The following is a 16827-nucleotide window of genomic DNA, read 5'->3' as shown; positions in this document are numbered from 1 at the left end:
CCTCCCGATCAACCTGCCAAGAGGATGAGAAGCATGACGATTCAACCGACAGCCGACAGCGAATCGGTGTCATTGGCGCGCACGGTGTCCAATGATCTCCTCGGCAGGGTCGCAGCGGGCGATCACGCAGCGTTCCGCGACCTCTACGACGCCTTGGCTCCCCGCGTTCACGGTCTGATCCGACGAACACTGGTGGACGATGGCCTGTCCCAGGAAGTGACGCAGGACGTCTTCTTCGAGGTATGGCGGTCGGCATCCCGATTCGACTCCGCACGGGGTTCGGCAGTGAGCTGGATCATGATGATGGCCCACGGCCGCGCCGTCGACCGCGTGCGGGCGTCACAGGCCAGCCGGGATCGGGACCTCCGCGTCGGAGTGCGTGACCGCGAGGTGAACTTCGACCCGGTGTCCGAGGCGGGGGAACTCTCGGCCGAGTCTGCGCGAGTGACGGTGGCAATGGCCCGCCTCACCGCCATCCAGCGCGATGCGATCTCGATGACCTATTTCGAGGGGCTGAGCGGTCCAGAGCTGGCCGCCCGCCTGCAGATCCCGGTCGGCACTCTCAAGTCACGGTTGCGTGAGGCCCTCATCCGGCTGCGCGACGAACTGGGAATCGGAGCGACTCTCGAGCGAACGATCGCCTGACCCGGGACGCCTCGGAGGCGGCCCCGCGTGGGCACGTGCTCAGACGAAGTCGAGAAGCGCCTCGAGCGGACGGGGCATGCGTGAGAGGTCGATGGCCGAGGCCAGCGCGATCGCGTACCGGGACTTCCGGCCGCTGGTGGTGCCCATGAAGCGATGAAGTTGCTGCTCGAGGGGGCGTCCGCGCTGTGCCGGCTGGTTCCGGAAGCTGTGCAGGGCTCTCGCGTCCCCCTGTTCTGAGATCACGTCGATGGTGCGGTCGGTGCCGATCGCGCCAATCAGCTCGAACTCGAGGTCCGGTACGCAGACGAAGAAGCCGAGCTGCTCCATCTCACCCCGGGTGAGCTCCGGATGACGGTCGGAGCCCTGCACCGCCTGGCGGAAGAAGCGTTCCTCCGCGGCATCCACGAGCCCGGAGAGCCGCAGATCGAGCCCGGCCGGGCCGAAGGGTTCGAGGAACCGGCGAATGGAGGTTGCGCCCCCGACCGGCACGATGCTGATGCGTTCGAGTTCGAGGTCCCGGCCCAGACGTGTCGCAAAGGTGTCGACCGCTGCCGCATCGCTCTGCCCTTCGACGAGCACGACCGTCGAGACGCGCCCGGCGAGCTCGCGAACGAGCCCGGCAGCGGCATCCGCGTCCGCGCCTGCGGCCGCCCACGACACCGCGGCATCGCGGAAGCGCGCCATGTCATGCATCCGACCAGTCTCGCAGCCGGGCGAATCTAGAGCGGACACGGCGGTGGCGTTCACTGCGGGAGAGGCTACTCGGGTTGGCGGGGCTCGGAGGGGGCGATCGAGGGGGAGTCGGCCGCGGCGGAGGTCTTGTGTTGCGCCGCGGTGATGCGCCCGAAATAGCTGGCGATCGGAACGTCGGTCGAGGAGTGAGCGACGATAGAGAGTGAGATCGCCACCACGATGAGGTGAAAGAGGTGCTCGGAATCCGGGTTTCCGCTCTCGAGCACCAGCAGGCCGTACAGCACGGAAGCGAATCCTTTGGGCCCGAACCAGGCGGCTGTCGCTCTTTCCTGCCAGGGCAATTTGCTGCCGATCAACGCCAACTCCACCGCGATGGGCCTGGCGACGATCAGGGTGAGCAGCGCGAAGACATAGCCGGCCAAAGACACGTCTCCGAGCACGCTCGGAGTGATGAGAGCGCCGAAGACGAAGATGGCGACCAGCTTGACGTTCTCGGCGATGAATTCGCCGTACTCCCTGAAGGCGTCCCTCAAAGCGGGAGCCGCGCTGGCGATGGTGATGCCCGCGGAGAAGGCTGCCAGATAGAGATTGGCCCCGGTGGCCTCCGCGACGCCGTAGATGATGATCGCGATTGCGACGGGCGCGAGGGACGCGTAGAGCGGCGTCGTGGTGAGGAATCGGATGCGCAGCAACAGGGAAACGAGAAGAGGCACGACGACGCCGAGGGCGATTCCGCCCACGAGCTCGAGCGCGAGCACGAGCGGTTCGACGGTGGGTCCTCCGACCGCCGCCACCAGTACCAGCACCACGGGCAGTGCCAGCCCGTCATTGAGTCCGGATTCGACGTTGAGAAGTCCGCGGATGCGTGCCGGGATCTCGGTGCGTCCGACTATCGCCGAGGCGAAGACGGGGTCGGTGGGGGCGAGCACGGCCGAGATCAGCAGCGCTTCGAGAAGCGGCAACCCGAGAAGCGTGACTCCGAGCACGGTGGTGATGAGGAACGTGAGCGGCATCCCGAGGAGGAGCGCTCGCCCGGGCAGGCGCCAGGCCCGGGCGAGGTCGCGCACCGCGAGATGCTGGCCGTCGGTGAAGAGCACCACGAACAGCGCGATCTGGGCGATCTGAGTGACCTGCGGATCGCCGGCTGTGAGCGTGATGACGTTGGCCATGCCGTCGCCGAGAAGGAATCCGGCGAACAGGAATACCACCGCGGTGGACAACACGGTGCGGTGGGCGAGGCCGGAGATGAGGATTGCGGCGACCAGGACGAGACCGAAGCTGAGGATCACGGCTGCCGCCCGTCCCGTGCGGCGGCACAGACGCCGGTCATCGGGCCGTCAGCGCAGAGCCGCTCCCGGCGACGAATCGCTGTTCGATCGGTGGGTGGCATGCTGACCGGTCTCCCTCGTGACATCTCCGCCGAACACCGCACTCAGGGGTGGGCCCCGTCGGGCTCGAACCGACGACCCACGGATTAAAAGTCCGATGCTCTACCAACTGAGCTAGAGGCCCCTGCCGTTAAATCTAGCGCGGATTGCGCGACCGGCGAACGAGAGGGCAGTGCGGCATCCGCTCGCTTAGGCTTTATCGGATGACCGACGAGTTCCATAAGCCGACACAGTTCTCGGGCGCCAAGTTCGAGAGTTTCGTTGGCGGGGAAGACCCCGCCCAGATCAGTCGCGTCGCCCACGAGACTGCGGGCGCGCTGCTGAGTCGCGTGCGGCAGAGCTCCGACCAGGGGGTCGTCGACCGGCTCGTGGCCTTCACGGACGAGCACGGCATCGACGCGGTCGCCGAACTCTGGGCGCGCGCGAGCCCGCGCAGCCTGCCCGGCGCGCTCTGGCGCATCTACCTCATGCGCGCTCTCGTGCGGCAGGATGCGGAGGGCATCGCCTACCTGTTCCAGCGGGGCACCGAGATCGCCACCACCATCGATCCCGTCGTGGCGGGCGCTACCGCCCCGACAGGCCCCGCGGAGATCATCGCGCTCGCCGACCAGATTCTGCGCGGTCTCTTCCAGGGCGACTTCGGCGTGGCCCTCGACCGCGCGGCGGCCTTCTGTCGCATCACAGCACTCGGGGCGACCAGCGTCGCGGACGACTCAGACCTCACCTCGCCGGAGCGAGCATCCGAACTCACCACCCGTGCCCTCCGCCTCTCGCAGACCGCCACGGAGTTCGTCTCCTGCGCCCGGCTCTGGCGCGCCGGTTCACTCGACTGAAGCTGCGACCGGGCCGGCTCAGCCGCCCGACCTGAGTGCAAGCATCCAGCGTCGGCGGGTACAATCGTCAACGGCTCGAAAGGGCCACCGCCGGGCCGCAGTAACCCCGGGCTCCAATATTCGCCGCTTCGAGCGGCCTAGCGCCGAGAGGCGTTTCTGCGGCCTGGCACCCTTCTTTCTCGAAAGGGATGCCGCGAATCCATCGGATTCGCCGCCGAATCCGCCACAGACCAATCCGATTCGCCCTCGGTTGCGAACTCCAGTTGTGACCCGCACAGACGGAACGGCCTCGCAAGCGAATCGAAATCGCTCCGGCTGCGCAGGTGACACACAACTGAACATCGAGGTGCCGAAATCGACGCTCATCATGAGTGTCTTTTCGGTGCCGCGCACGATCACACGGATTGTTTGCAATGCTTAAGCTCGTGCCCCGTGAAACCGACCGCAGCCAGGACTATGAGTCCATGGATAAACCTGCGACCAAAGAGACTCTGCTCGCGCAAATCGCGGGCGGCGATCAGGCGGCTTTCGGGGCACTGTACGACGAGATCTCCCCGAGAGTATTCAGGTTGATCCGCAGGCTTCTCGTGGATCACGCGCAATCGGAAGAAGTGACCCAGGAAGTGTTCCTGGAGATCTGGCAGAACGCGTCCCGGTACGAACCGAGCAAGGGCGGGGCATCCACCTGGATCCTCACCATGGCTCACCGGCGCGCGGTCGACCGCATCAGGTCATCTCAATCCGGTCGCGATCGTGATGTGAAGATCGGCATCAGGGATTTCGTCTCCGACTACGACAATGTGGCGGACACGGTGGAAACGACTATTGAACACGAGAGGGTGAAGGAAGCCATGTCGCAATTGACCGAACTGCAGCGCCAGGCTGTCACCCTTGCGTATTACGGCGGCTATAGCCACAGTGAAGTGGCGGCAATGCTCAGCGTGCCGATCGGCACGGTGAAGACACGACTGCGCGACGGCATGATCCGTCTGCGTGACGAATTGGGGGTGGCATCGTGACTGACCGCGAAGAACTACACCTCCTCAGCGGCGCTTACGCGTTGAATGCACTTGAGGGTGACGAGAAGGCTCGGTTCGAGGCATACCTGCTGACATCCGAAGAGGCACGGGCGGAGGTGGCTTCATTGTCGGATACAGCGGTGCTGATCGGACTCTCGGCCGACCCGGTCGCGCCTCCGGCAGATCTCAAGGCCCGCCTCATGGCCCAGATCGCCGTGACGCCCCAGCTCGCTCCGCTTCCGGCGGCGCGTCCGACTCTCACCGCGGTGCCCGCGGTCACCACTCCGCAGCAGGATGCTTCCGCTGAAGCGATCCGCACGGCGAGCCTCGGCACGCCGACGCGGGCGTCGACGAAAGCCACTGCCCGCTGGTTCACGCGCCCGGCGTCGATCCTGGTGGCTGCGGCCGCTGCGGTCGCGCTCTTCGTCGGAGGCAATATCCTCGGGCTGTCTGCGGGCAACGAGTCCCAGCAGCAGGCGGCGGCTATTTCGGCGATCGTCGCGGCGAGCGACTACCAGCAGGCCAAGGCGGATGTCTCGGGCGGCGGCAAGGCGACCTTCGTCTGGTCCGTCGGCCTCAAGAAGTCTGCAGTGGTGATCGACAAGCTCCCGAAACTCGCTGGCGGCAAGACCTACGAACTCTGGTACATCGACACGGCCTCGAAGGCGACACCGGCGGGCATCTTCGACGCCGCCTCATCCGGCAGGACCGTGAGCGTGCTCGCGGGCGCGATGACCGAAGGCGATACCCTCGGCATCACCGTCGAACCGAGTGGCGGCTCCAAGACGCCGACCACCGCGCCGATAGTGGCTGTACCCAGCGCCTGACGCCTGCGGATCCGCGGGTCGAGTGGGTCGCACAGCGGCGTATCGATACCTCGGGCTTCACGCGGCCTCGATACGCGCCGTGGCGGCCACCAGTCGGCCGCGACGGATCGAACAGATAGCTCGGCGGCCGTGCCGAGACCGACTATCCGAATTTGCCGGAGACGTAGTCTTCGGTCGCCTGAACGCTCGGCTTCGAGAAGATGGTGTTGGTGTCGTTGTACTCGATGAGCTTTCCCGGCTTGCCGGTGCCGGCGATGTTGAAGAATGCGGTGCGGTCCGACACCCGGGAGGCCTGCTGCATGTTGTGCGTCACGATCACGATCGTGTAGTCGAGCTTGAGCTCCTCGATCAGGTCTTCGATGGCGAGAGTCGAGATCGGGTCGAGCGCCGAGCACGGCTCGTCCATGAGCAGCACGTCGGGGGAGACGGCGATGGCCCGCGCGATGCACAGGCGCTGCTGCTGGCCGCCGGAGAGGCCCATTCCAGGCTTGTCGAGGCGGTCCTTGACCTCGTTCCACAGGTTGGCCCCCTGAAGGGACCGCTCGACCAGGGCATCGCCGTCGCCCTTGGAGAGCTTGCGATTGTTGAGGGTGACGCCGGCGAGGACGTTGTCGCGGATCGACATCGTGGGGAACGGGTTGGCGCGCTGGAAGACCATGCCAACCTGGCGGCGCACGAGCACCGGATCCACGCCCTCGCCGTACAGGTTGTTGCCGTCGATGATGACCTCGCCCTCCACGTGAGCGCCGGGGATCACCTCGTGCATGCGGTTGAGCGTGCGAAGGAACGTGGACTTGCCGCATCCACTCGGCCCGATCAGGGCGGTCACGGTGCGGGGTTCGATCGAGATCGACACGCCTTCCACCGCGAGGAAGTCGCTGTAGTAGATGTTGAGATCGTTCACTTCAATGCGCTTGGACACAGTCTTCCTTCGGTTCTGTTCGTCGTGCCGTTACCGGGCGCCCTTGGGGGCGAAAGTCCGGGCAATGATGCGGGCGATGATATTGAGGATAACGACGATGAGGATCAGTAGCAGGGCAGCACCCCAGGCCGAGGCGTTGGATGCCGCGATGTCCTGGCTCGGGAACTTGTAGCCGGTGTAGGCCAGCACGGGCAGCGTCTGTTGCGGCCCGCTGAACGGGTTGGCATTGAAGTTGTCGGTGAAGCTCGCCGCGATGAAGATGGGGGCGGTCTCGCCGATGACCCGGGCGATGGCCAGCATGACGCCGGTGATGATGCCCGCGATCGCCGTGGGCAGCACGATCTTCACGATCGTGGAGAAGCGCGAGACGCCGAGCGCGAAGGATGCCTCACGCAGGTCGTTCGGCACCAGCCGCAGCATCTCCTCGCACGCTCGCACGATGATCGGGATCATCAGCACCGACAGCGCGACAGAGGCCGAGAAACCGCTGAACGCCTTGGGGCCGACGATGAGGGTCGAGAGTGCGAACGCGAAGAGCCCGGCGACGATCGAGGGGATGCCGGTCATCACGTCGACGAGGAATGTGACGGTGCGCGCCATCCACTGCTGGGGCTGGGCGTACTCGACGAGGTAGATCGAGGTGAGGATGCCGATCGGGATCGACATGATCGCCGCGATACCGGTGATCTCGAGAGTTCCGACGATGGCCTGCAACGCGCCGGAGGTGACGGTGACCTTGAGCGTCTCGGCGTTGAAGACGGCACCTCCGGTCTGCGAGATGAAGGCCCAGTTGAGCTGGCCGATGCCCTTCGCTGTCACGGTGTAGAGCGTGGAGATCAGCGGGGCGATCGCGAGGAGGAAGGCGATGGACACCAGGCTGCGCACGATGCGGTCGACGGCCTTACGCCGATTTTCGGCCACCGTGGAGAGGGCCGCGAGTCCGACGAGGTAGACGATGATCGAGACGAAGATCCACCCGCCCCAGTTGAATCCCATGAGGAGGAGCGCTCCGGCGCTGATGACGAGGGCCCCGGCGAGCACGTAGAACTCGACGAATCGGGGCAGCTGGCCTGTCGTCAGGGCGTTGGTCATCGGCCCTTGGGGCTTGCGAGTGCCGGACTGCACTGCGGCGGTCATGCCGTGCCTCCTTCGGATCGGGGGGATGCTATCGACGCGGAGGAGGTGGAGGTCGCGGCCGAGACTGGCTGGATGGCCTGAGCCGAGACCTTCGCTGCGCGCGGCTTGCGGCGGGTGCTGCCCGAGTTCGTGCGCGACACGATGAAGCGGGCGAGCATGTTGACCGCGAGTGAGATCACGAACAGCATGAGGCCGGTGCCGATGAGCGCGGAGCGCTGCAGCGGGTTGGCGATGGGAAAGTTGAGGGCGATGTTCGCGGCGATCGTCTGCGAGTTCTGGCCCTCGGTGAGGATGCGGGTCGAGACCTCGATCGAGGGCGAGATGATGAGCGCGATCGCCATGGTCTCGCCGAGCGCACGGCCGAGGCCGAGCAAGGTCGCGCTCACGACGCCGGAGCGGGCGTAGGGGAAGACCGCGAGCTTGATCATCTCCCACTTGGTCGCGCCCAGGGCGAGGGCGGCCTCTTCGTGGAGTCGCGGGGTCTGCAGGAAGATCTCACGGGAGATCGAGCTGATGATCGGCAGGATCATCACCGCGAGCACGACGGCCCCTGAGAGGATCGTCGAGCCGGTGGTGGACGCCTGGCCGCTGAAGATGGGGATCCAGCCGAGATTCTGGTTGAGCCAGTCGGTGAGCGGCAACAGCAGGGGGCGGATCACGATGATGCCCCAGAGGCCGAAGACGATCGACGGCACCGCCGCGAGCAGGTCGATGAGGTAGCCGAGCACCCCGGCGATGCGGCGCGGGGCGTAGTGCGAGATGAAGAGCGCGATTCCGATCGCGACCGGGGCGCCGAGAATGAGGGCGAAGAGCGAGACCCAGAGCGTGCCCCAGATGAGCGGACCGACATACGACCAGAAGCTGGCGTAACCGCTCGTTGGACCGGAGTTGAGGTCGGTGTTGCTCGACCAGTTGGCGGCGATCGCGGGCGCGGCCTGCACGATAAGGAAGAGGGCCACCCCGGCCAGGATCACCATGATCGATACGGCGGAGGCGAAACTCAGGCCGAAGAAGATGCGGTCGGCGGGCCGGGATTTGACGCGGGCCGGCCCCGAGCCCCCGAGGGGGGATCGGGGACCGGAAGATACGGTGGCACTCGGGGAGGGAACAGCTTCGGTGTTACTCACTGGTTTCTTTCTCGAGGATGCCGGGTACATCATGAGCCAGTCTGTGGTCAGACCCGCGCTGCGGACTGACCACAGACTGGCAGAGCAAGCGCTACTTGACTAGAGCGAGGCTCTTCTGGATCGAGGCGAGCATGCTCGCCGGGATCGGAGCGGAACCGGCGTTCTTGGCCGTGATCTGCTGGCCGATGTCGCTGGCGACGTAGCCGATGAACGCCTTCGTGAGCTTGGCCTGGGCCGCGTCCTTGAAGGTGGTGCAGACGATCTGGTAGGAGACCAGCGGGATCGGGTAGGCCGACTTGTCGGTGATCTTGGTGTAGTCGAGCTTCTGCGCGAGGTCACCCTTCACCGTGGTGTCGGCGGCGACGGCCGCAGCGGTGAAGGCGTTGGTCGCGCCCTTCTGGCTGAACGCGACGAAGTCCTTGCCGGTGCCGACCTGGATCGACGCCGCGGTGAGGTCACCGATGGCGCTGTGGTCCGCGTAGCCGATGGTGCCGTCTCCGGCCTTGACGGTGTTCACGACACCGGATCCACCCTGCTGGGCGCTCGATCCGGCGATCGGCCACTTGTTGCTTGCCGGGGAGGTCCAGACGGAGGGCTGGACCTCGCTGAGGTAGTTCGTGAAGTTCTGGGTGGTTCCCGATCCGTCCGAGCGGGTCACGGTGGTGATCGCGGTGGAGGGGAGCGTGGCGCCGGGGTTGTCGGCGGCGATGGCCGGGTCGTTCCAGGTCTTCACCTGCAGGCTGAAGATCTTGGCGAGCGTGGCAGACGAGAGGTTGAGCTTCGACACCCCGGTGAGGTTGTAGATAACGGCGACGCCGTCGAGGTAGACGGGGAGGTTGAGTGCTCCGCCGGTGCCGCAGAGGGCGGCAGCAGAGGTCTGCTGTTCGGCGCTGAGCGGTGCATCGGATCCCGCGAAGTCGTAGCTTCCGGCGAGCCAGTTGGTGACTCCACCGCCGGAACCCTGCGACTTGTCGTAGTTGATGGTCACTCCGGGCACCTGGGCCTGGAACGCGGCGGTCCATGCTGCCTCGGCATTGGCCTGTGCGCTGGATCCACCAGCCGTGATCGTGCCGGTGAGCGTCTTGTCGAGTGCTGCAGCGCTTGCCTTCGGCGTGGTGCTCGCGGCGGGGGTGCTTGGCGTGCTTGCACAAGAGGAGAGTGCGAGTGCGGCGACGAGCGCGAGTGCGCCCGCCGAAGCGGCGTGAGTGAACTTCACTGTGTTCCCTTCGGGGGTGGTGACTCCGGCAGGCGAGCAGCTTGGGGCTCGGCCGCCGGGAAGACCGGTGCTGGTCCAAGAGAAGACGCTATGTGCGGCGAGTGTCCACGCTCTCCCTAGAAGATGAACAAGAGGTTAACGAGCTTCGAATTCCCGGGCGACGCGCGGGTCTTAGAGGAACGCCGGGCCGTGGGTCTCGACGGCGACGAGCGGGGCATCCGGATGCTCCGACGAGACGTGCATCACCGTGAATTCCGAGGTCGACAGCATGCCGGCGCGGCGCAGGGGAGCATCGAGGGGCGTATTCGTGAGAGCGGCTGTCTCCGCGATGATCTCCGGGATCACGGGACCGTGGCTGCACAGCACCGCGGACACCCCGGCTGCGAGCCGCTTGCGCACGGCCTTGTGCACACGGCCGCCGCCGTCCTCCCAGGCATCCTGGCTGATGCCCGTCGACTGCTTGACCGGCAGTCCGGTGAGGACGGCGACCGGTTCGATCGTGGCGAGGCAACGCGCTGCCGTGCTGCTGATGAGCTTCTCCGGCGCCCACGCCGCGATTGCCGGCGCGACATTGCGGGACTGCTCGAGCCCGCGATGCAGCAGCGGGCGCGTCGCATCCGGTCCGTCCCAGCTGGCGGGCGGCACCGCACGACCGTGGCGAAGCACGATGATCGGGAAGGTGCGGATGGTGCGGGCCTTCGCCCGCGCCGAGAACCGGTCGAGCACATCCCGGTCGAGGTCGTAGCTGAGGGCGGCCCGCGCGGCCTTCACCGACAGCCACTCGACGGACGCGACCTCCTTGTTCGGCACGAAGGTCGACCCGGCGATCGCCTCATCCGACACCTCCGCCGACCAGTAGTGCACGATCTTCTCGCGCCCTCCCGGCATGGTGTATTCGGTCGATCCGAGCGGCGCGCCGAGCGCGATGGCGAGCCCGGTCTCCTCGGCGATCTCGCGCACGGCGGTCTGCGGGGGAGTCTCACCCGGGTCGACCTTGCCCTTGGGAATGGAGACGTCCGCGTGGTCCCCGCGGTGGATCACCAGCAGTTCTATGCCCGTGGGAGTCTCCCTCCAGCACACCGCTCCCGCCGCCTGTACGACAGCGGGGCCGGTGAGCGTCAACGCACTACTCCGGTGCGCTTTCTCTGTGACACCTGCCGCATGAGCACATTCTGCATGTCCTCGAGCAGCGACCCGTCCTCCGCCCGGTAGTGACGTGTCCAGCTCCCGTCGGCGGCGAGCTTCCAGTGGGCGGTGTCATCGGACATGGCGAGGTCGAAGAGATCCTCGATCTGCCGAAGGTGGTCGGGGGAGGTGAGGCGCACGAGCGCTTCGACCCGTCGGTCGAGGTTTCGATGCATCATGTCCGCACTGCCGATGTAAACCTGCGGATCGCCTCCGTTGATGAAGGAGAAGATGCGCGAATGCTCCAGGTAGCGGCCGAGGATCGACCGCACCTCGATGTTGCCGCTCAGTCCCTCGACTCCGGGTTTGACGCCGCAGATGCCGCGCACGAGCAGCTCGATGGGCACACCGGCTTCGCTCGCGCGGTACAGCGCGTCGATGATCGCCTCGTCGACTATCGAGTTGAGCTTGATGCGGATGCCCGACGGCATACCGTTGCGGGCGTTGTCGGCCTCGATGCGGATGCGCTTGATGAGTCCCTTGCGCAGGTGCAGGGGAGCGACGAGCAGTCGCTTGAACTTCTTCTCGATGGCATAGCCGGAGAGTTCGTTGAACAGCCGCGTGAGGTCCTTGCCGACAGTGGCGCTCGCGGTGAGCAGCCCGTAGTCCTCGTAGATGCGGCTGGTCTTGGGGTTGTAGTTGCCGGTGCCGATGTGACTGTAGTGCTTGAGCACGCCGTTCTCCTGGCGGATCACGAGCGCCAGCTTGCAGTGCGTCTTGAGCCCGACCAGCCCGTAGACCACGTGCACCCCGGCCTTCTCCAGCTTGCGCGCCCAGGAGATGTTGGCCGACTCGTCGAACCGGGCCTTGATCTCCACGAGAGCGAGCACCTGCTTGCCGGATTCGGCGGCCTGGATCAGCGCTTCGACGATCGGACTGTCGCCGGACGTGCGGTACAGGGTCTGCTTGATGGCGAGCACGTCGGGATCCGTCGCCGCCTGTTCGAGGAAGGCCTGCACGCTCGTCGCGAAGGACTCGTAGGGGTGGTGGAGCAGCACGTCCTGGCGGGCGATCGATCCGAAGATGTCCGGTGTCGCATTGGGCTCGAGCGGCATCAGCTGTGATGCGGTCGTCGGCACATGCTTGCGGTACTTGAGGGTCGGGCGATCGATCTTGTTCAGCTCGAACAGTCCGCCGAGGTCGAGGGGAGCCGGGAGCCGGTAGACCTCGGAGTCGGTGATGTCGAGCTCGCGCACGAGAAGGCTCAGCGTGAGGTCATCCATGTCGTCGGTGATCTCGAGACGAATGGGCGGACCGAAGCGGCGGCGAAGCAGCTCGCGCTCGAGGGTCTGGATCAGGTTCTCCGACTCGTCCTCCTCGAGCACCACATCCTCATTGCGCGTGACGCGGAACTCGTGGTGATCGAGCACCTCCATGCCGGGGAAGAGGTCGCCGAGGTGGTTGGAGATGAGGTCTTCCAGCGGGATGAAGCGCAGCAGGCCGCTGCCGTCATCCGGGAGCTGCACGAAGCGGGGCAGCATCGGCGGCACCTTGAGGCGGGCGAATTCGTCTTTTCCGATCTTGGGATTGCGCACCCGGATCGACAGGTTGAGCGAGAGCCCGGAGATGTAGGGGAACGGATGCGCGGGGTCGACGGCCAGCGGCATCAGCACCGGGAAGATGCGGGCGGCGAAGATCTCGTCGAGGGAGTCGCGGTCGGCCTGACCGAGATCCGCCCAGGTCTCGATGTGGATGCCGGCGTCGTCGAGGTCCGGTTTCACCAGTTCGCGGAAGGCGAGGGCGTGGCGGGCCTGCAGCTCGTGCGCGCGATCCTGGATCACGGCGAGCACCTCGGTCGGCGCGGCCCCGATGTTGGTCGGCACGGCGAGCCCGGTGAGGATGCGACGTTTGAGGCCGGCGATTCGCACCATGAAGAACTCGTCGAGGTTGCTCGCGAAGATCGCGAGGAAGTTCGCGCGCTCGAGCAGCGGCAGCTCCGGGTCTTCCGCGAGTTCGAGCACGCGGGTGTTGAACGCCAACCAGCTCAGCTCCCGGTCGAGGTAGCGCTCCGGGGGCAGAGTGCCGTCGTCCACCCACGTCGACTCGTAGTCGTCATCGTCGAGACTGTCGGTGGCCAACCCGGCGTCGCCAAGATACGTCTCGTTGCTCATACCTAAATCATTGCACTTCGCCTGTTGCCGTCACCGCGAGGTGCATTAACTGCAGGTAAACGGCTCAGGCCCGGGAGTACTGGATGTCGACCGAATGCGTGGTGAATCCCAGCGAGCGGTACAGCGCTATCGCCGGCACGTTGTCGGACTCCACATAGAGTGCGGCCGTGCGGATGCCGCGGTCGGCAAGGAGCGCGAAGCCGGCGGCCATGAGCCGACGGCCGAGTCCCTCGCCCTGCCGGTCGGGATCGACGCCCACCACGTAGAACTCGCCGATGCCGTCTTCGATCTTCAGCCAGCAGTAGCCGGTGAGCGCTCCTCCGTCGCGGCTCACGATGAAGTCGTCGGCCTCGAACCACGGCTCGGCCTCGAGCTCGGTGAGATCGGCGACCGTGACGGAACCCTGTTCGGGGTGGAAGGCGAAGGCCTTCGCGTTGAGCGCGACCCAGGACTCTTCGTCGACGCCGGGACGGAAGCGGTCGAAGCGCGACGCGACCGCCGGGGGGAACGGCACCGGCATCCGCAGCTGGTGGAGTTCCCGCATCGCGACGAGGCCATGGCTGGCCGCGAGGGCCCGCGCCGCGGGGTGGTCGCCGTGCGCCCAGATCTTGACGGTGGGATCGCAGCGCTCGAGGAGCTGTCCGAGAAGGCGGGTCCCGATTCCCGCACCGCGCTGAGCGGGATCCACGACGAACTCGGCCTCCGTTCCCGAGTAGACGGCTGCGGCGTGGTCGAGCTCGAGCATCGTCCTGGTGCCGGTGCGGAGGTCCACGAGCGCGCCGTCGGAGAAGGGAGGCTGGCCGTCGGCATCCCTGGCCCGCTCGATCAGGCGAGCGAGGGACTCAGGAATTGACGGACTGGGCAAGGCGCTCGGTGTCGTCTTCGTATACGTTGAAGCGGTATCCAACGTTGCGCACGGTGCCGATCAGCGACTCGAGGTCGCCGAGCTTCGCCCGCAGTCGCCGCACGTGCACGTCCACAGTGCGGGTGCCGCCGAAATAGTCGTAGCCCCACACCTCGCTGAGCAGCTGCTCACGCGTGAAGACGCGGGACGGGTGGGTGGCGAGGAAGCGCAGCAGCTCGAATTCCTTGAAGGTGAGGTCGAGCGGCCGCCCGTGCACCTTCGCCGAATAGCTCGCTTCGTCGATCACGACACCGGAAGCGTGGATCTTGTTGCTGGTCTTGTCGAGTGCCTGGCGGCCCACCACGAGACGGATGCGGGCATCGACCTCCGCGGGGCCGGCCGTCTCGAGGATCACATCGTCGACACCCCAATCTGCACTCACCGCCGTGAGGCCGCCCTCGGTGAGGATCAACAGCAGGGGCACGTTCACACCGGTGGTGTTGAGGATCTTGCAGAGCGACTTGGCGCTCGCGAGGTCCTGCCGGGCATCCACGAGGATCAGGTCGCAACTCGGCGCGGTGATGAGCGACGCCGGCTCGGCGGGAATCTGCCGGGTCCGGTGACTGAGAAGTCCGAGAGCCGGCAAGACATCGCTGTTGACGGCGGAAGTCAGGATCAACAGCTGCGCCAACGAGTCCTCCAAGTGCCGAACCACAGTCTAAAGGCACTCGGGGGCCACGTCAGGCGCGGGTAGGGCAGAATTGGGAAGGTGACCATCGACCAGCCCGCCACTCGCCTCACCCTCACGAGCGTCGTCCCGGTCTGGTCGGTCGCCGTCGTGGGCTCCGTGCTCATCGGGCTGCTCGTGCCGCGGGCGCACTACCTCGACTGGGTGCCCTTCGTGCTCGCCGCCGATGTGTTGCTCACCTTCTGCATCCAACTCGCGATCGTGCAGAAAGAGGGCCTCGTCGACCGCATGATGGCCTGCCTCGGCGGCTCGGTGGTGATTCTCGGCATCGCCACCCTCGTGCTGGGCATTCTGCAGCTCAGTGCCGGATAGAATCGAAGCATGTACCTCGGTCTTGAGCTGTTCTTCATCGGCCTGCTGATCCTCGCCACCCTAGCCATCGGCTACGTCTCCGTTGTGGTGCTGTTCAACCTCTTCCGCGGCCAGCGCTAGTAGAGGCACGCTGTGATCGACCTCCCGGTCAACCTGCCCGCCGAACTCGTACCGCTCTCGTGGCTCATCGGGGTCTGGGAGGGCACCGGCGTTGTCAACTACGCCGTCGGCGAAGAGATCCGCAACTACGAGTTCGGGCACCGCATGAGCTTCACGCATGACGGGCTTCCCCACCTCAACTACACCTCTTACACCTGGCTCCTCGACGACGATCTCACTCCGCTCGCCACCGAGACCGGCTACTGGCGGCTGAGCCGCCAGGCGACCGAAGGAGACCCGGGACCCGGGCTGCTCCAGGGTGTCGGCATCCAGCCGTTCACCACCGCGCGCGCGGTCGAGACGCTGCGCAACGCATCGGACGGGTTCGACATCGAGGTGTCGATCCTGCATCCCGGCGGGGTCAGCGAACTCTACGTCGGTCAGGTCAAGGGGCCCCGCATCGACATTGCGACGGACGCCGTGATGCGATCCGTCACGTCGAAGGAGCACACCGCCTCGACCCGAATCTACGGGCTCGTCGACAATCACATGCTCTGGGCCTGGGATCTCGCCGCGCTCGGCCAGGAACTCGCCACCCACGCCTCCGGACGGCTGGCGCGCCTTGAGTGAGCTCGAGCGCCCAGGGGCGGTCGACGGCGTCGGATCCGACTCCGGTGTCGCCGCCCACTACGGCAACCCCCTTGCCGAGCAGCGCGCGCTCGCCGCGGGCGAGGCCGTGGTGGATCTGTCCCACCGGGCCGTGCTGTCCATCTCCGGGGTCGACCGTCTCAGCTGGATCAATTCGCTCACCTCGCAGAGCGTCACCGGCCTGAAGCCAGGACAGTCGAGCGAGACGCTGCTCCTGGATGCCACGGGCCGGCTCGAATACGCCGTGCGACTGCTCGACGACGGCGTGGAACTGTGGCTGTTGTTGGAACGCGAGGAGGCGCCGGGGCTCTTCGCCTGGCTCTCGAAGATGGTGTTCACACTGCGGGTCGAGGTGCACGAGCGCACCGCCGAATTCGCCACGATCGGCACGCTCGGGTCCCCCGAGATCCTGGTCGCTTCCCCGAATGGCGTGCCTCTCGTCTGGATCGACCCCTGGTCAGCCGTGGCTCCGGGCGGCTGGCAGTACGCAGCCGTGGACCATCACCCGTCCGAAGGGTGGACCTACAGCGAGGTGCTCGTTCCCCGCGCCGCCCTGCAAGAGCTCGAGCTTCCGCTGGCGGGTTTCCTCGCACTCGAGGCGCTGCGGATCGCGGCGTGGCGGCCGCGGCTGGCGACCGAGGGCGATGAGAAGACGATCCCCCACGAACTCGACTGGCTGCGCTCGGCAGTGCACCTCAGCAAGGGCTGTTACCGCGGACAAGAGACCGTGGCCAAGGTGCACAACCTCGGGCATCCGCCCCGTCGCCTCGTGATGCTGCATCTCGACGGCTCGGATTCCGTACTGCCATCGCCGGGAGACGAGGTGCTTCTCGGCGACAAATCCGTCGGGCTGGTGACCTCCGCCGCCCGACATTTCGAGCTGGGGCCGATCGCGCTCGCGGTCGTGAAGCGTACCGCCGATCCGCTCGCCGAGTTCGCGGTGCGGTCTGAGGGAATCCTGGTTCCGGCTGCCCAGGAGATCGTCGTGCCCCCGGAGGCCGGGGCCGCGGCCAACGTGCCACGGCTCCCCCGTCTCGGCGCGATCCCCCTCTAGCGATCGAGCGCTGACGATG

The 16827-nt window shown here is 66.3% G+C and carries 17 protein-coding genes and 1 tRNA gene; 7 read left to right on the top strand and 11 right to left on the bottom strand.

Annotated features, from left to right (window positions below; genetic code table 11):
* Positions 1 to 33: 33 nt before the first annotated feature.
* Positions 34 to 645 carry an ECF RNA polymerase sigma factor SigK gene (gene sigK / locus F1C58_RS13680; RefSeq protein WP_185201616.1) on the top strand — a complete coding sequence of 204 codons (612 nt, stop codon included), beginning with the start codon at positions 34 to 36 and terminating at the stop codon, positions 643 to 645.
* A gap of 39 nt (positions 646 to 684) precedes the next feature.
* Here sigK and F1C58_RS13675 read toward each other — a convergent pair whose 3' ends face one another.
* The 3 genes from F1C58_RS13675 to F1C58_RS13665 form a co-directional block, all read right to left on the bottom strand.
* Positions 685 to 1338, bottom strand: coding sequence for a TOPRIM nucleotidyl transferase/hydrolase domain-containing protein (locus tag F1C58_RS13675; RefSeq protein WP_185201615.1), 654 nt, complete (start codon positions 1336 to 1338; stop codon positions 685 to 687).
* A 65-nt stretch (positions 1339 to 1403) separates the two neighbouring features.
* Positions 1404 to 2627, bottom strand: a complete 1224-nt coding sequence (locus tag F1C58_RS13670) for a cation:proton antiporter (protein WP_219731979.1) — start codon at positions 2625 to 2627, stop codon at positions 1404 to 1406.
* A 150-nt stretch (positions 2628 to 2777) separates the two neighbouring features.
* Positions 2778 to 2850: transfer RNA gene (locus F1C58_RS13665), tRNA-Lys, on the bottom strand.
* 79 nt (positions 2851 to 2929) lie between these two features.
* Here F1C58_RS13665 and F1C58_RS13660 point away from each other — a divergent pair.
* The 3 genes from F1C58_RS13660 (at position 2930) to F1C58_RS13650 (ending at position 5405) form a co-directional block, all read left to right on the top strand.
* Positions 2930 to 3559: a DNA-directed RNA polymerase subunit beta gene (locus tag F1C58_RS13660; RefSeq protein ID WP_185201614.1), complete on the top strand. Its 630-nt coding sequence runs from the start codon at positions 2930 to 2932 to the stop codon at positions 3557 to 3559.
* 413 nt (positions 3560 to 3972) lie between these two features.
* Positions 3973 to 4578: a sigma-70 family RNA polymerase sigma factor gene (locus F1C58_RS13655; protein WP_185201613.1), complete on the top strand. Its 606-nt coding sequence runs from the start codon at positions 3973 to 3975 to the stop codon at positions 4576 to 4578.
* Positions 4575 to 5405 (top strand): anti-sigma factor domain-containing protein, encoded by an 831-nt coding sequence (locus tag F1C58_RS13650; protein ID WP_185201612.1) that lies wholly within the window; start codon positions 4575 to 4577, stop codon positions 5403 to 5405. Before F1C58_RS13655 ends, F1C58_RS13650 begins: the two co-directional genes overlap by 4 nt.
* Positions 5406 to 5547: 142 nt before the next feature.
* Here the strand turns inward: F1C58_RS13650 and pstB are convergent, their stop codons facing one another.
* The 8 genes from pstB to F1C58_RS13610 form a co-directional block, all read right to left on the bottom strand.
* The gene (gene pstB / locus F1C58_RS13645; RefSeq protein ID WP_185201611.1) at positions 5548 to 6327 is read right to left on the bottom strand and encodes a phosphate ABC transporter ATP-binding protein PstB; all 780 of its coding nucleotides are present in this window, start codon (positions 6325 to 6327) and stop codon (positions 5548 to 5550) included.
* A 30-nt stretch (positions 6328 to 6357) separates the two neighbouring features.
* On the bottom strand, positions 6358 to 7464 hold the full coding sequence (gene pstA, locus F1C58_RS13640; RefSeq protein WP_185201610.1) for a phosphate ABC transporter permease PstA: 1107 nt from the start codon (positions 7462 to 7464) through the stop codon (positions 6358 to 6360).
* The gene (pstC, locus tag F1C58_RS13635) at positions 7461 to 8591 is read right to left on the bottom strand and encodes a phosphate ABC transporter permease subunit PstC (protein WP_370543663.1); all 1131 of its coding nucleotides are present in this window, start codon (positions 8589 to 8591) and stop codon (positions 7461 to 7463) included. Before pstC ends, pstA begins: the two co-directional genes overlap by 4 nt.
* 91 nt (positions 8592 to 8682) lie before the next feature.
* The gene (pstS, locus tag F1C58_RS13630; protein ID WP_185201609.1) at positions 8683 to 9807 is read right to left on the bottom strand and encodes a phosphate ABC transporter substrate-binding protein PstS; all 1125 of its coding nucleotides are present in this window, start codon (positions 9805 to 9807) and stop codon (positions 8683 to 8685) included.
* A 171-nt stretch (positions 9808 to 9978) separates the two neighbouring features.
* Positions 9979 to 10929 (bottom strand): NUDIX hydrolase, encoded by a 951-nt coding sequence (locus tag F1C58_RS13625; RefSeq protein ID WP_185201608.1) that lies wholly within the window; start codon positions 10927 to 10929, stop codon positions 9979 to 9981.
* Positions 10926 to 13103, bottom strand: coding sequence for an RNA degradosome polyphosphate kinase (locus tag F1C58_RS13620; RefSeq protein ID WP_185201607.1), 2178 nt, complete (start codon positions 13101 to 13103; stop codon positions 10926 to 10928). Before F1C58_RS13620 ends, F1C58_RS13625 begins: the two co-directional genes overlap by 4 nt.
* 64 nt (positions 13104 to 13167) lie before the next feature.
* Complete coding sequence (gene mshD / locus F1C58_RS13615; RefSeq protein WP_185201606.1) at positions 13168 to 13968, bottom strand: mycothiol synthase; 801 nt, start codon at positions 13966 to 13968, stop codon at positions 13168 to 13170.
* Positions 13946 to 14638, bottom strand: a complete 693-nt coding sequence (locus tag F1C58_RS13610; protein WP_185201605.1) for a response regulator transcription factor — start codon at positions 14636 to 14638, stop codon at positions 13946 to 13948. The genes mshD and F1C58_RS13610 overlap by 23 nt, the downstream gene beginning before the upstream one ends.
* A gap of 78 nt (positions 14639 to 14716) precedes the next feature.
* Here F1C58_RS13610 and F1C58_RS13605 point away from each other — a divergent pair, with 78 nt between their 5' ends.
* The 3 genes from F1C58_RS13605 to F1C58_RS13595 all read left to right on the top strand — a co-directional run bounded on the left by F1C58_RS13605 (position 14717) and on the right by F1C58_RS13595 (position 16808).
* Complete coding sequence (locus F1C58_RS13605) at positions 14717 to 15007, top strand: hypothetical protein (protein ID WP_185201604.1); 291 nt, start codon at positions 14717 to 14719, stop codon at positions 15005 to 15007.
* A 132-nt stretch (positions 15008 to 15139) separates the two neighbouring features.
* The gene (locus F1C58_RS13600) at positions 15140 to 15736 is read left to right on the top strand and encodes an FABP family protein (RefSeq protein WP_185201603.1); all 597 of its coding nucleotides are present in this window, start codon (positions 15140 to 15142) and stop codon (positions 15734 to 15736) included.
* Positions 15729 to 16808, top strand: coding sequence for a folate-binding protein YgfZ (locus F1C58_RS13595; RefSeq protein WP_185201602.1), 1080 nt, complete (start codon positions 15729 to 15731; stop codon positions 16806 to 16808). The genes F1C58_RS13600 and F1C58_RS13595 overlap by 8 nt, the downstream gene beginning before the upstream one ends.
* Positions 16809 to 16827 lie beyond the last annotated feature (19 nt).

Source organism: Glaciihabitans sp. INWT7, assembly GCF_014217685.1.
Lineage (GTDB): Bacteria > Actinomycetota > Actinomycetes > Actinomycetales > Microbacteriaceae > Lacisediminihabitans.
This window is presented reverse-complemented; position numbering and strand designations above follow the sequence as displayed.

Coding starts and splice junctions, on each gene's coding strand:
- sigK (WP_185201616.1), top strand. CDS start 34: ATGACGATTCAACCGACAGCCGACAGCGAATCGGTGTCATTGGCGCGC.
- F1C58_RS13675 (WP_185201615.1), bottom strand. CDS start 1,338: ATGCATGACATGGCGCGCTTCCGCGATGCCGCGGTGTCGTGGGCGGCC.
- F1C58_RS13660 (WP_185201614.1), top strand. CDS start 2,930: ATGACCGACGAGTTCCATAAGCCGACACAGTTCTCGGGCGCCAAGTTC.
- F1C58_RS13655 (WP_185201613.1), top strand. CDS start 3,973: ATGCTTAAGCTCGTGCCCCGTGAAACCGACCGCAGCCAGGACTATGAG.
- pstA (WP_185201610.1), bottom strand. CDS start 7,464: ATGACCGCCGCAGTGCAGTCCGGCACTCGCAAGCCCCAAGGGCCGATG.
- F1C58_RS13620 (WP_185201607.1), bottom strand. CDS start 13,103: ATGAGCAACGAGACGTATCTTGGCGACGCCGGGTTGGCCACCGACAGT.